The organism is Streptomyces asiaticus (assembly GCF_018138715.1).
GTDB lineage: Bacteria > Actinomycetota > Actinomycetes > Streptomycetales > Streptomycetaceae > Streptomyces > Streptomyces asiaticus.
The window spans coordinates 5811271-5824987 of sequence record NZ_JAGSHX010000006.1; the positions used below are offsets into that span (position 1 = coordinate 5811271).

At 69.1% G+C, this 13717-nt stretch carries 11 protein-coding genes; 7 read left to right on the top strand and 4 right to left on the bottom strand.

Going from position 1 to position 13717, the window contains the following annotated elements; translation table 11 throughout:
• Window positions 1-209 precede the first annotated feature (209 nt).
• Together KHP12_RS32375 and KHP12_RS32380 are read right to left on the bottom strand one after the other, a co-directional pair.
• Complete coding sequence (locus KHP12_RS32375) at window positions 210-419, bottom strand: cold-shock protein (RefSeq protein ID WP_086883627.1); 210 nt, start codon at window positions 417-419, stop codon at window positions 210-212.
• Between the two features lie 349 nt (window positions 420-768).
• Window positions 769-1422, bottom strand: a complete 654-nt coding sequence (locus tag KHP12_RS32380; RefSeq protein ID WP_086883626.1) for a TetR/AcrR family transcriptional regulator — start codon at window positions 1420-1422, stop codon at window positions 769-771.
• A 175-nt stretch (window positions 1423-1597) separates the two neighbouring features.
• Between KHP12_RS32380 and KHP12_RS32385 the strand changes: the two genes are divergently transcribed.
• From KHP12_RS32385 to KHP12_RS32400, 4 genes are all read left to right on the top strand, one after another.
• On the top strand, window positions 1598-3064 hold the full coding sequence (locus KHP12_RS32385; protein WP_308016858.1) for an MFS transporter: 1467 nt from the start codon (window positions 1598-1600) through the stop codon (window positions 3062-3064).
• Window positions 3065-3191: 127 nt separating this feature from the next.
• Window positions 3192-3914, top strand: a complete 723-nt coding sequence (locus tag KHP12_RS32390; RefSeq protein WP_246648737.1) for a creatininase family protein — start codon at window positions 3192-3194, stop codon at window positions 3912-3914.
• 144 nt (window positions 3915-4058) lie between these two features.
• On the top strand, window positions 4059-5957 hold the full coding sequence (locus KHP12_RS32395) for a propionyl-CoA synthetase (protein ID WP_086883623.1): 1899 nt from the start codon (window positions 4059-4061) through the stop codon (window positions 5955-5957).
• A 117-nt stretch (window positions 5958-6074) separates the two neighbouring features.
• A complete protein-coding gene (locus KHP12_RS32400) occupies window positions 6075-6701 on the top strand; it encodes an NADPH-dependent F420 reductase (RefSeq protein ID WP_086883640.1) in 627 nt (208 codons plus the stop codon).
• 31 nt (window positions 6702-6732) lie between these two features.
• On the opposite strand, the gene KHP12_RS32405 is transcribed toward KHP12_RS32400, so the two are convergent.
• A complete protein-coding gene (locus KHP12_RS32405) occupies window positions 6733-7314 on the bottom strand; it encodes a Uma2 family endonuclease (RefSeq protein ID WP_086883622.1) in 582 nt (193 codons plus the stop codon).
• A 52-nt stretch (window positions 7315-7366) separates the two neighbouring features.
• Window positions 7367-8827 carry a M1 family metallopeptidase gene (locus KHP12_RS32410; RefSeq protein WP_210609796.1) on the bottom strand — a complete coding sequence of 487 codons (1461 nt, stop codon included), beginning with the start codon at window positions 8825-8827 and terminating at the stop codon, window positions 7367-7369.
• A 335-nt stretch (window positions 8828-9162) separates the two neighbouring features.
• On the opposite strand from KHP12_RS32410, the gene KHP12_RS32415 reads away from it, so the two are divergent.
• From KHP12_RS32415 to KHP12_RS32425, 3 genes are all read left to right on the top strand, one after another.
• Window positions 9163-9915 carry a GntR family transcriptional regulator gene (locus tag KHP12_RS32415; protein WP_037960225.1) on the top strand — a complete coding sequence of 251 codons (753 nt, stop codon included), beginning with the start codon at window positions 9163-9165 and terminating at the stop codon, window positions 9913-9915.
• Window positions 9916-10099: 184 nt separating this feature from the next.
• Complete coding sequence (locus tag KHP12_RS32420) at window positions 10100-11878, top strand: purine-cytosine permease family protein (protein WP_244203099.1); 1779 nt, start codon at window positions 10100-10102, stop codon at window positions 11876-11878.
• Window positions 11879-12021: 143 nt separating this feature from the next.
• Window positions 12022-13680 (top strand): APC family permease, encoded by a 1659-nt coding sequence (locus tag KHP12_RS32425; protein WP_086883912.1) that lies wholly within the window; start codon window positions 12022-12024, stop codon window positions 13678-13680.
• Window positions 13681-13717: the final 37 nt, after the last annotated feature.

The following is a 13717-nucleotide window of genomic DNA, read 5'->3' on the forward strand; positions in this document are numbered from 1 at the left end:
GCGCAGAGAATCGCAAGAACGGGCCAGAACAAATACCGATACGGGTTCGGCCGGAGGAAATGCTCACCGGCTGAGACCCTGAAGCGGGCGGCGCGATCCGGGTCGGAGAGGCCGGGGCGTCGAGTGTGGCGTGACGGGGACAGCGCCCTGCGGCGCGACGATTCGGGGCCCGCGCCCAAGGCGCGTGCCCCAGCTTCTCACTGCGTGCGTCAGCTTCGGGAGGGAACGATGTTCTCGGCCATCGGGCCCTTCTGGCCCTGTGCGATGTCGAAGGTCACCTTCTGGCCTTCCAGGAGTTCGCGGAAACCTTGGGCGGCGATGTTCGAGTAGTGGGCGAACACGTCAGCGCCGCCGCCGTCCTGCTCGATGAAGCCGAAACCCTTTTCCGCGTTGAACCACTTCACGGTGCCAGTAGCCATGTGTCACATCTCCCTTGGGGCAGTGCCCGTGAGCCCGCGCTGTGCGGACTCCGCGTCGCGCGATGATTGCCCAGCCCGGAATGTGACCGGAAATACAGAAGAACTGCCATTGGCAGGGAAAGACAGTGAGGGCGCTTGAAGATTTTGGGAACCACAACTGCAACTCGAAGCAACACTAGCACGGCGCCTGCGGCTGCGCATGATAAATCATTTCGCTCTGTCTGGCACGTCAGAAATCTTCTTCGCGCGCTGAATCGATTTCTCATTTCGTCACCACAGGTATGGTCCGCCCGGAACACGGCCGAGTGGCCGGGCACAGACTACTTGCCGCTGCCGCACCCAGTGACCTTCAGCGGACACCGTAACGGCCGAGGAACATGGCGATTCCCTCTTCCACGACCACGTCGAACGGCGGGATGTTCATGACGTCCGGCCCGATCGCCATGACCTGCGGCCAGATGATGAATTCCTGGAGGAGTCCCAGGAACTGATGTGCCGCCAGCCCCGGGGACGGGCAGTTGATCTTGCCTGTCTCGTGCAGACGCTGTAGGCACTCGGTGAGTGCCCTGGTCAGCGGCTCCTTGCCGACTCGGTAGAACTCCTCGGCGATCCAGGGGCTCCGGCGGGACTCGGCGATCACCAGCCGGGTGAAGGCGACCTGGTCCGTGTCGTCGATGAAGGTCAGCAGGATCTCGGAGAACTGGCGCAGGAATCCGGCCGGGTCGCCGTCGCTCTCCAGGCTCCGTTCGAGGCGTGTCGACAGGTCTTCGAGCGGCAGGCTGGACCAGTGGTGCTCCATCACCGCGCGGAAGACCGCCTCCTTGCTGCCGAACTGGTTGTAGACCGTCTGCCGGGCGACCTCGGCTTGGGTGGCGACCCGTTCGAGGTTCACGCCGTCGTAGCCGTCCCGCAGGAAGAGCGCCTTCGCCGCCGCGAGGATCTTCACTCGGTTGCGGGAGCGGCCCTTGCCTTGCCGGGCGGGCTGGGAGGGCGCGGGGATCACCGTCAGGCACCTCTTTCTGTACTGGACGCACCAGTCTAGTGCGGCGCGATGCGCGGATCCGGGCTCTGGCCGGGACCCTTGTCAACCTTCAAGTTGGACTGTACTGTCCAGTCAAATTCTGGGGGGTCGATTAGCGGTTCAGCCCGGAAGGAGATGAATGCGATCTTTCTCAGGGGTGACTGACCCCTCCGTCGCGGCACGGCTCGACCGGCTGCCGATCACCAAGCTCCACAAGCGCTTCGCCGGTGTCATGGCGCTGGGCAACTTCTTCGAGATCTACGAGCTGTTCCTCGCCGGGGTTCTGGCGACCACGCTGAAGACGACCTTCGACCTGGCCGGCTTCGAGCTGTCGCTCGTCCTGGCCTCGGCGTTCGTCGGAGCCTTCGTCGGGGCCGTGGTGATCGGGCGGCTCGCGGACCGGGTCGGTCGGCGGACCGCGTACATGGTCACGCTGACCCTGTACTCCGCGGCCACGCTCGGCTGCGCCCTGTCCCCGGACCTGTGGACGCTCGTGATCTTCCGCTTCGTGGCCGGTGTCGGCCTGGGCGGGGAGCTGCCGGTGACGGACTCGTTCCTGGGCGACATCCTCCCGCCGGCCCGGCGCGGCTACTACGTGGCATGGGCCTTCACGGGTGCCTACCTCGCCGTACCCGCCGTCGGCTTCCTGGGTCTGGTGCTGGTGGACGGCGCTCCGCTCGGTGTCGCCGGATGGCGCTGGATGTTCGCCATCGGGTCGCTCGGGGCCCTGCTGACGTTCCTGGTGCGCAGAGGTCTGCCCGAGTCGCCTCGCTGGCTGGAGTCGGTCGGACGCACGGCGGAGGCCGACGCCGTCACCAGCCGCTTCGAGAAGGCCGCCGAGGCCGAAGGCTGGACGCCCCCCGCGGGCTCCGGCGAGGCCGAGCAGCCGCCGGACGCCGGGTCTCCGGTCGAGCCGGTGCCGGTCCGGGCCATCTTCCGTCGGCCGCTGGCCCGCCGCACGGTGATCATGGCGATCCTGTGGATCCTCGCGCCCATCGGCTTCTACGGCTTCGGCAACCTCGCCACGCTCGTCCTCGCCGACAAGGGATTCGACCTCGACACCTCGCTGGCCTATCTGACCTTCTCGTTCATCGGCTATCCGCTCGGCTCCGCCCTCTCCGTGCTGATCATGGAGAGGGTGGAACGGAAATGGATCCTGTCCGCGTCGCTGGCCGGCATGGCGGTCTTCGGGCTCATGTACGGGAGCGCCCGCTCGGCGGCCATGATCATCGCTTCGGGTTTCTGCTTCACCGTGGTGGCCAATGTCATGTCAAATTCGGGCCATATCTACCAGTTGGAGCAGTTCCCCACGAGTGTGCGCACCACCGCCACCGGCTGGCTGTACTCACTGAGCCGGCTCTCGACGGCGGCCGCCCCCTTCTACCTGGTCCCTCTCCTGGACGCCTACGGAGCGGCGGTCGCCTTCACCGTTGTCGCCGTGGCGATGCTGCTGGCCGCGGTCGCGGTCGTCTTCGGCGTACGGACCACGGGACTGGGGCTGGAAGCCATCTCGGCTCCGGCCCGCGCGGCGGCCCGCGCCGCGGTCGCCCGGCCGGGCGACCCAGGAGGGGTGACGTCTCCCGTCGGGTCCACATCCCCCGTCATTCCCGAGAACACGCACTGACCTCCGCCAGCCGCCAAGCCACCAAGCCGTCACACCGCCGAGCCGTCACACCGCCAAGCCGTCACACCGCCAAGCCGCCACGCCCGCCAGGAAAGGGACCCCCATGTCAGAGATCCTCTGGAACCGCATGACCGCTCGCGCTCTCAAGGAGCTGGCCGCCCAGGACGCACCGGTGCTGCTTCCCGTGGGCTCCACCGAGCAGCACGGTCCGCACCTCCCCACCGGCGTTGATGACTTCCTCAGCGCGGAGGCATGCCGCCGGGCAGCGAGGATCATGGTCGCTCAGGGCAGGCCCGTGGCCGTCGCTCCGTCCCTCTGGTGCGGGCTGGCGGACCATCATGTCGAGTTCGGCGGCACCTTCACCCTCACCCTGGCGACGTACCACGCGCTGTTGCGCGATGTGTGCCGCTCCATCCTCATGGCCGGCTTCAGCAAGATCCTGATCGTCAACGGCCACGGCGGCAATGTCACGGCCTTGAACGCCATCAGCGGTGAGCTCTCCCGGGAACTGTCCGCGCCCATCGCCGTCACCAGCTACTTCACGGCCGGGCAGGCGCGGATCGCGGAGATCCTGGAGGACCAGGACACCCTGATGCACGCCTGCGAGGGCGAGACATCCATGGCGATGGCGATCGTGCCGGACCTCGTCGACCGGGGACGGCTCCCCGAGGCGGTCGGCCCGGAGATCGCGCTCCAGTCGGATCCGAGCGAGGCGATCCACGTACCGCGCCCGTTCCACACGGTCACGTCGTCGGGCGTGGCGGGTGACGCGCGCAGGGCGTCCGCCGAGAAGGGCGACGCCATTTTGGACGCATGCGCGGAGGCCATCGCCGAATGGCTGATGAAATAACCCTGGCGCCCGGCGGGCACATCCGCTGGGCTGACCCTGGTGCCACCCACAGGTCCTTATGTATGGGACGGGCGCGGGCGGGAGGCACCTCCCGGCACGGCGCGGGCGGAACGAGGAACGCGGAACGAGGAGAGGGGCATCGACATGACGCAGGCGCCGAAGCAGGACGGCTATGCGGCTGAGTACCGGCGCAGCCTGGACGATCCGGAAGGCTTCTGGCTGGACGCCGCTCGTGCCATCGACTGGACCGTCGCCCCGACCCGGGCCCTCGACGCGTCGGAGGCCCCGCTGTACCGGTGGTTCCCGGACGGGCGGTTGAACACCTGCCACAACGCTCTGGACCGCCACGTCGACGCCGGGCGCGGCGAGCAACTCGCGCTGGTGTACGACAGCCCGGTCACCGGCCGCAAGGCGGCGTTCACCTACCGGGAGTTGCGTGACGAGGTCGCGCGGTTCGCCGGAGTGCTGACCGGGCTCGGGGTGGCCCAGGGCGACCGCGTCGTGATCTATATGCCGATGATTCCCGAGGCTGTCGTCGCCATGCTGGCCTGCGCCCGCATCGGCGCCGTCCACTCGGTCGTCTTCGGCGGATTCGCCGCGCGTGAGCTCGCCGTGCGTATCGACGACGCCCGCCCCAAGCTCGTCATCGCCGCCTCGTGCGGCATCGAACCGGCCCGTGTCGTGCCGTACAAGCCGCTGCTGGACGATGCCCTCGCGCTGGCCGAACACCAGCCGGAGCACTGTGTCATCCGCCAGCGGCCGCAGTGCACGGCGGAGATGACCGGCCGTGACCTCGACTGGGACCGGGTCATGGAGACCGCCGAGCCGGTCGGCTGCGTCCCCGTGGGCGCCACCGACCCGCTGTACATCCTCTACACCTCCGGCACCACCGGTCGGCCCAAGGGCGTGGTGCGCGACAACGGCGGCCACGCGGTCGCGCTGCGCTGGTCCCTGGAGAACGTGTACGACACCCACCCCGGTGAGGTCTTCTGGGCGGCCTCGGACGTCGGCTGGGTCGTCGGCCACTCCTACATCGTCTACGCGCCGCTGCTCACCGGCTGTACCACCGTGCTCTACGAAGGCAAGCCCGTCGGCACGCCGGACGCCGGTGCGCTGTGGCGGGTGATCGCCGAACACCGTGTGACGGCACTGTTCACCGCGCCGACGGCGATCCGCGCGGTGAAGAAGGAGGATCCGCGCGGAGCGCTTCTGGACGCCCATGACATCGGATCGCTGCGCCATCTGTTCCTGGCCGGCGAGCGCCTGGACCCGGAGACCTACCGCTGGGCCACCGATCTGCTCGGCGTTCCGGTGGTCGACAACTGGTGGCAGACCGAGACCGGCTGGCCGATCGTCGCCAACCCGATGGGCCTGGAGCCCTACCCGCTCAAGGCCGGTTCGCCCACCGTGCCCATGCCCGGCTACGACGTGCGCATCCTCGACGCGACGGGCCGCGACGCGCCGCCGGGCGCCGACGGCGCGGTGGCGATCCGGCTGCCGCTGCCGCCCGGCACGCTGCTCACCGTGTGGCAGGACGACGCACGGTATGTGCGCTCGTACCTGTCCGCCTACAGCGGGTACTACCTCACCGGCGATGGCGGCCGTAAGGACGACGACGGCTATGTCTACGTCATGGGCCGCGTCGACGACGTGATCAACGTGGCCGGGCACCGGCTGTCCACCGGCGCGATGGAGGAGGTGCTGGCCGCTCACCCGGATGTCGCCGAGTGCGCTGTCGTGGGCGTCGCCGACCCGCTCAAGGGGCAGGTGCCGCGCGGTCTCGTCGTGCTCAAGGCGGGCCTCGACCGCGATCCGCGGGGCATCGCCACGGAACTCGTCGCCGCCGTCCGGGAGACGATCGGCCCCGTGGCGGCGCTGCGCCGGGTCGACGTGGTCGCCGCCCTGCCCAAGACGCGCTCGGGGAAGATCCTGCGCCGCACCATGCGCGACATCGCCGACGGCCGGGACACCGAGCTGCCCTCCACGATCGACGATCCCGCGGTGATCGAGGCGCTGCGACCGGTACTCCGCGGCGACGTCTAGTCCGTCCAGCTCGGACTTGATCACTGGTGGATCTCCCGACCCCACCGCGCATGCATGATCCGCCGGGTGCCGGTAACCCGCCGGGGGTCCACCACAGACGAGGAGGGGAGCAACGCCGTGCGCATCGGAATCATCGGAGCGGGTCACATCGGCTCGACGCTGGCCCGCCACTTCGCCTCGATCGGCTACGAGGTGGCGATCGCCAACTCCCGAGACCCGGACACCCTGGCCGACCTGGTGACCGACATCGGCGGCCGGATCCGCGCGGTGACCGCCGAGGAGGCGGCCCGGACCGGCGAGGCGGTGGTCGTGTCCATCCCCTACGGCCGCTACCGGGAGCTGCCGACCGAACCGCTGCGCGGCAAGGTCGTCATCGACACCTGCAACTACTACCCCGAGCGGGACGGAAACGACCCGGACCTCGACTCCGACGCCACCACCTCGAGCGAGAAGATCCAGGCTCACACCGGTGCCAACCTGGTCAAGGCGTTCAACGCGATCTACTGGGAGAACCTCCGCGACCACGCCCGCCCCAAGGGCGCCACCGACCGCGTGGCCATCCCGCTGTCCGGCAACGATGAGGAGGCCAAGGCCGCCGTGGCCGGACTGATCCGCGACATCGGCTTCGACCCCGTGGACGCCGGCCACCTGGGCGGGGGCGGCCGCAAACACCAGCCGGGCAGCCGCGTCTACGCCACCGAGCTGTCCTCCGCCGAAACCAGCGCCCTCCTGAGCGTCGCCTGAGCCCAGCGCTGACGCCTATGGGCGCACCTCGTCAGCTCTTCCGGTTCGGTACAAGCCTGCTCAGGTCGATCTTGATTTTGAACGGGACGGGGCGCTCCAGGATCTGCCGGAAAATGCCTGCCGGAGCGTAGACACCCGTCGGCTCGTCGAGTTCGTACACATGCACGACTGGCGCGCCGTCCTGTTCCTCCACACGCCAGTAGTGCTGGATCCCGGCCTCCGCGTACTTGCGCAGCTTGACCGTACGGTCGCGGTGCGCGGACTCGGGCGAGACAACCTCCACCACCAGCTGTACGTCCTCCGGGGCGTACCAGGTGCGATCGGGATCGAACGGTTTCGTGGTCACCAGGAGATCGGGCTCCGGGCGATTGCGGGCGTCGAGCCGTATGGTCATCTCTCGTTCGATGTCGAAGCCGTCCGATGCCTGCTCCATCAGCGTGGTGGTCAGGGCGGTGACGAGACGGCCATGCCATGACCGCTGGGGCGACATCATGAAAACGAGTGCGCCGTCGATGAGCTCGGTGTGGCGCGGTGCCTCGGGGAGACGGTCCAGGTCCTCCGCGAACCAGCCTTCCGCGCGCGGCGGGCGCATCCAGTCGGGCAGTGCGGTCATGGCTCAACGGTAGCGGTTTCGGGCGATGGGAGGGCGCCGCCTTCCCCCGTCGTCAGGGCTTCTTCGGCTTGCCCTCGCCGTACAGCCACACGTCGAAGAGGCGGGTCAGGTCCTTGCCCGATTTCCGCTCGCACAGCTCGATGAACTGCTTGGTGTCGGCGTTGCCGTGGCGGTGGTCCTTGAGCCAGGTGCGGAGGATGGTGAAGAAGGCCGTGTCGCCGACGGCTCGGCGGAGCTGGTGGAGGACCATCGCGCCGCGGCCGTAGACGGGCGGGTCGGAGACGCTGGCGACGGTCGGGGGGTCGGCGGGTGGGAAGTCCCAGATGCCCTCGCTCTCGTCGTCGGTGCCGTCGTAGAAGTCGTCGAAGATCTGCTGGGCGCTACGGCCGTCGTGGTCCTCCTCCCACAGCCACTCGGCGTAGGTCGCGAAGCCCTCGTTGAGCCACATGTCCTTCCAGACCCGGGGCGTGACCGAATTGCCGAACCACTGGTGGGCGAGTTCGTGGACGACGAGGGCCTGGTCCGGGGCCGCGTCGAAGAACGGCTTGGTCTGGGTCTCCAGGGCGTAGCCGAGGCCGGGGAGGTGGCCGACGACGGCGCCGGTGGAGGAGAAGGGGTACGGGCCGAAGGTGCGGCTCTCCCAGGTGATGACGTCGTCGACCTGCCTGGCGATGTCCTTGGCACCGGCGGCCTCGGTGGGGTCGACGGCCAGGTACGCGGGCAGGCCCTGGCCGGTGGTCGTCGTACGGACGCCGAAGCGGCCGATGGCGACCGTGGCCAGGTAGCTCGCCATGGGCTCGCCGGTGTGCCACCGGAAGGTGGTGCGGCGGCCCCGGGTCTCCTGTCCCTTCAGCTCGCCGTTGGAGACGGCGGTGTAGCCCCGGGGAACGGTGACGGCGATGTCGTAGGCGGCCTTGTCGGAGGGGTGGTGGTTGCCGGGGAACCAGGTCATGGAGCCGGTCGGCTCGCCGAGGGCCACCGCGCCGTCGTGGGTGCGGAGCCAGCCCTCCTTCCCGGTGTCCTCGCCGGTGAGGGTCTTCGGCTCGCCGTCGTAGACGACGGTGGCCGTGAACGTGCGGCCCTCGGGGAGGGCCGCGGCGGGGGTGAGCACCAGCTCGGTACCGCTGCGGGCTGCTTTGGCGGGGCGGCCGTTCACCGTGGCCTTACGCACCCGCAGCCCGTCGAGGTCGAGGTGGAAGGAGCTCAGGGCGCGGTCCGCGCGGGCGGTGATCCGGGCGGTGCCCTTGAGATGGTGCGAGCCGGGGGTGTAGTCGAGGGCGAGGCGGTAGCCCCGCACGTCGTAGCCGCCATTGCCGAGCCGAGGGAAGAGCGCGTCCCCGATCCCGGCGCCACCCGCCCCGGCACCGGACGCCCCGCCCGCATCCTGCGCCCCGCCCGCACCCTGCGCCCCGGCACCCCCGGTGCACCCTGCGCACAGGGCGATGAGCAGCACCCCGGGCGCCACCCGCGAGAAGCGCCGTCTCGCCGTGCCCGCCGCGCGTGACCCGCTCATCCCCGCTCCGGCCCGGACGCCGGGGGTTCGGCCCACTCCGGCATCGGTTCGTCGTCCATCTCACGTCCCTACGCTTCGGCGGCTGCTCCTGCGGCTGCTCCTTAGGAGCGTAATGCGCCCGACGGGCCGAAACGTGCGGGACCGCCGATGGCACGACACCGCGTCACGGCCGCAAAGGGCGGTGCGGTGTCCGGCGTCGGGCAGCTCACCGACTTTGGGCGACTTAAACGTCGCTGAGCTGCGGTTCACCACTTCTAGTGAAGCCCTGGCCTGTAGTTGCAATCGACAACCCTGAGTTGCCAAGCTGTTGCTGACTGTCAACCCAGGGAGTGCACGTGGCCTTTGGTGACCAGCCCGCATACCTCCGCGTCGCCGACGATCTGCGGAAGAAGATCACCGCGGGTGAGCTGCCGCCGCATGCGCGTCTCCCCTCTCAGGCCAGGATCCGGGAGGAGTACGGGGTTTCGGACACCGTGGCGCTCGAGGCACGCAAGGTGCTGATGGCCGAGGGGCTGGTCGAGGGGCGTTCCGGGTCGGGGACGTATGTGCGGGCGCAGCCGGTGCCGCGGCGGGTGGTCCGGGGTGGGTTCCACACCGCCGGGGAGACCACGCCGTTCCGGCAGGAGCAGGCCGACGACCGGATCACCGGCGCCTGGGAGGCCGAGAGCGAGCAGGAGGAGGCCGGGGGCGAGATCGCCGGGCGGCTGGGGGTCGAGGTGGGGGAGCGGGTGATGCGCACCCGCTATGTGTTCCGGTCGCAGGGGGAGGTGGTGATGCTCTCCACCTCCTGGGAGCCGCTCGAGCTCACCGGCCGTACGCCCGTGATGCTGCCTGAGGAGGGCCCGCTGGCCGGGCGCGGGGTCGTCGACCGGATGGCCGCCCTCGACCTGGTGGTGGACAACATGGCGGAGGAGGTCGGCGCGCGCCCCGGCCGGGCCGAGGAGGTGCTGGCGCTGGGCGGGGTGCCGGGCCACTGGGTGATGGTCGTCTCGCGTACGTACTTCGCGGGCGGCCGCCCGGTGGAGACCGCCGATGTGGTGGTGCTGGCCGAGCGCTACCGGATCGCGTACCGGCTCCCGGTGAAGTGATCGTTCGCCCGCTGTCGGTGCTCGTCGATAGTCGGACGGCCCGTCTCGGCTTGTCTTACCGCGAGTTAACCGCCGCCCCGCCGCCGTAACGGTCCGGCAATGGCTCGCAGCGGACGCGCGTCACCTGCGACTTCTACCGTCCTCGGGCGTAAACGGAACGGCCCGAGCGACAGGGGAAGCCGGTATGACGGATGCGGTCGATACGGTCACACCTGAGGCGGGAGCGCCAACACAGGCGGGAGCGCCAACACAGGCGGGAGAGCCGACAACCGCCCCGCGGCGCGGCTACGCCCGGCTGGCGGCGGACGAGAGCCGTGAGGACTACTCGCTGCGCTACGCACCCCACTCCTACCGCCGCTGGTCGCCCACCATGGTCGCCTCCACGGCGCTCGGCGGCATCGCCTATCTCGCGGACTTCGCCATTGGCGCGTCCATCGTCTTCACCTACGGCTTCACCAGCGGTATCGCCTCGATCCTCACCGCGGCGACGATCATCTTCCTGACCGGCATCCCCATCGCCCGCGCCTGTGCGACCTACGGCCTGGACATGGATCTGATCACCCGGGGCGCCGGATTCGGCTACTTCGGCTCGACGTTGACCTCGCTGATCTACGCCAGCTTCACCTTCATCTTCTTCGCGCTGGAGGGCTCGATCATGGCGCAGGCCATGCATCAGGCCCTCCATATCCCGCTGCCGGTCGGCTATCTGCTGACCACCCTCATCGTGATCCCGATCGTCTTCCGCGGTATGGGCGCGCTCGCCAAGGTGCAGGCGTGGACCCAGCCGATCTGGCTGATCGGGCTCGCCCTGCCGTTCGTGGTGCTGGCCTTCGAGGCGCCGGACTCCTGGGGCGCGTTCGCCTCCTTCGGCGGGACCGAGGGCGCGGGCTCCGGATTCGACTGGATCGGATACGGCCTGGGCACGGGTGTCGCGCTCTCGCTGATCGCACAGATCGGTGAGCAGGCCGACTATCTGCGGTTCATGCCCGTGAAGACCGATGAGAACCGGCGGCGCTGGAATCTGGCGGTCCTGGCCGCCGGCCCCGGCTGGGTGGTCATCGGCGCGGCCAAGCAGATCGGTGGCGCCTTCCTCGCGTTCGTGGCGCTCGACGCGGTCGGCAAGACCCATGCGCTGGAGCCCATCGCCCCGCAGATCGAGGCGCTGAAGCCCTGGCTGGGCTCGGTCGCGCTGCCCGCCGCCGCGCTCTTCGTGGTGGTCTCCCAGATCAAGATCAATGTGACCAACGCCTACAGCGGCTCGCTGTCCTGGTCCAACTTCTTCTCCCGGGTCACCCACCGCCACCCCGGCCGGGTCTGGTACATCTTCCTCAACCTCGCCATCGCGCTGGCGCTGATGGAGATGAACATGTTCGCGGTGCTCAACAAGCTGCTGGGCTTCTACTCCAACGTCGGCATCGCCTGGATAGCCGCCGTCGCCGCCGATCTGGTCATCAACAAGCCGCTCGGGCTGAGCCCGAAGTACATCGAGTTCAAGCGGGCGTATCTGCATCCCGTGAACCCCGCCGGATTCGGTGCGATGGTGATCGCGTCGGCGGTCTCGATCGTCGCCTTCTTCGGGGCCTTCGGGGAGGTGGCCGAGGCGTTCTCGACCTTCATCGCCTGTGGTCTGGCGCTGGTGCTCTGCCCGCTGCTGGCCTGGCTCACCGGGGGTCGCTACTACCTGGCCCGGACGAACCCGGTGAACGGGCCCGGTGCCGACGTCCCGGACATCACCGCCACCCACCTGTGCGCCTCGTGCGAGACGGCGTACGAGCTGCCGGACATCGCCGACTGCCCGGTGCGGGCGGGGGCCGTCTGCTCGCTGTGCTGCTCGCTGGACGCCGAGTGCGGGGATGTGTGCCGCAAGGCGCCCACGGGTGAGCCGGTGCTGATGCCGCTTCCCACGGTGGGCGGCCCCGCTGTGGGCGGCCCCGCTGTGGCCGGCCCCTCCGCGAGTACATGAGCTGAGCGCGGTTCCCGCGCCCTCTGTTGCAAAACTCACATCAGTGCAGGTGAAAGGGGTTACTGGAAGGGGACCCTCCATTTCGCTCTTACGATGGATCGGTTTATGTCCGGTCGTCGGGGGGCGAAAGGAGTGCCAGGAACTTGAGCACGGAGCAGGGTTCCCACTCGCATTATCGAAGGTCACTCGGACCGGTGGCCCTCACCGCCGTGGGTCTCGGGTCGATCATCGGCTCCGGCTGGCTGTTCGGCGCCGAGCGCGCCGCCGCGCTGGCCGGGCCCGCCGCCATTCTGGCCTGGGTGATCGGCGCCGCCGTGGCCCTGACCATCGCCCTGACCTACTCCGAGCTGGGTTCGATGTTCCCCAAGGCCGGGGGCATGGTCCGGTACGGCCAGTACTCGCACGGGTCACTGGCCGGATATCTGGCCGCCTGGGCCAACTGGATCGCCATCGTCTCGGTGATCCCCGGTGAGGCCACCGCCTCCGTGCAGTACATGTCCTCCTGGGACTTCGGCTGGGCCAAGGCGCTGTACGACGGGAAGGAGCTGACCGGCAGCGGTGTCGCGTTCGCGTCCGTGCTGCTGCTCTTCTACTTCTTCCTCAACTGGTTCGCGATCACCCTCTTCGCGAAGACCAACACCGCGATCACCGTCTTCAAGGTGGTCGTGCCGACCCTGACCGCCGGCGCGCTGCTGCTGTCGCACTTCGACACCGGCAATGTCACCGGCAACGGCGGCTTCACGCCCAACGGCTGGAGCTCCGTTTTCACCGCGGTCGCCGTCTCCGGCATCGTCTGGGCCTACAACGGCTTCCAGTCGCCGCTCAACATGGCGGGTGAGGCCCGTGAGCCGGGGAAGTCACTGCCCAAGGCCGTCATCAGCTCGATCCTCATCGCGCTGGTGATCTACGTCGCGCTCCAGATCGCCTTCCTGACCGCCGTCCCCGCCGCCGATCTGAAGCACGGCGGCTGGTCCGGGCTCTCCTTCAACTCCCCGCTCGCCGATCTCTCCCTGGCCTGGGGCCTGAACTGGCTGGCGATGCTGCTGTACGCGGACGCCTTCATCTCCCCGTCCGGCACCGGCATGATCTACGCGGCCACCACCTCGCGCATGATCCAGGGCGTCCAGGAGAACGGCCATCTGCCGGGGATCTTCGGCAAGGTCGACCCCAAGACCGGCATTCCGCGCCCGGCGCTGCTGCTCAACCTGGGGATCGCCTTCATCTTCCTCGCGGTCTTCCGCGGCTGGGGCTCGCTCGCCGAGATCGTCTCCGTCGCGACCGTGATCTCGTACATCACCGGCCCGGTGGCCGTGATGTCGCTGCGCCGCCTCTCGCCGGAGCTGCCGCGCCCGGTGCGGCTGCGCGCGATGCCGGTGATCGCGCCGATCGCGATGGTCTTCGGCTCGCTGGTGCTGTACTGGGCCCGCTGGCCGCTCACCGGCAAGGTCATCTTCATCATGGCGATCGGGCTGCCGGTCTGGGCCTGGTACGAGCTGCGCAAGCCGTGGGCGGAGCTGCGGCCGCATCTGGCCGCCGGCGCCTGGATGGTCACGTATCTGCTCGTCATGGCGGCGGTGTCGTGGGCCGGCGGCAAGGACTTCGGCGGCCGCGGCTATCTGCCGGGCGGCTGGGACATCGTGATCGTCGCGCTGATCGGGCTGGCCTTCTACTTCTGGGGCGTACGCAGCGCATGGCGCAATCCGACGCTGCTGGAGGCCGAGCGCGAGCTGGGCGCCACCCCGGCCGACGAGGCGGGCGAGGGCGGCGACGGTGACCGGGTGAAGGCCGAAGTCGGCGTCTGAGACATGGCCGGATGAGTGCCTCCTTGTAAGAACACGT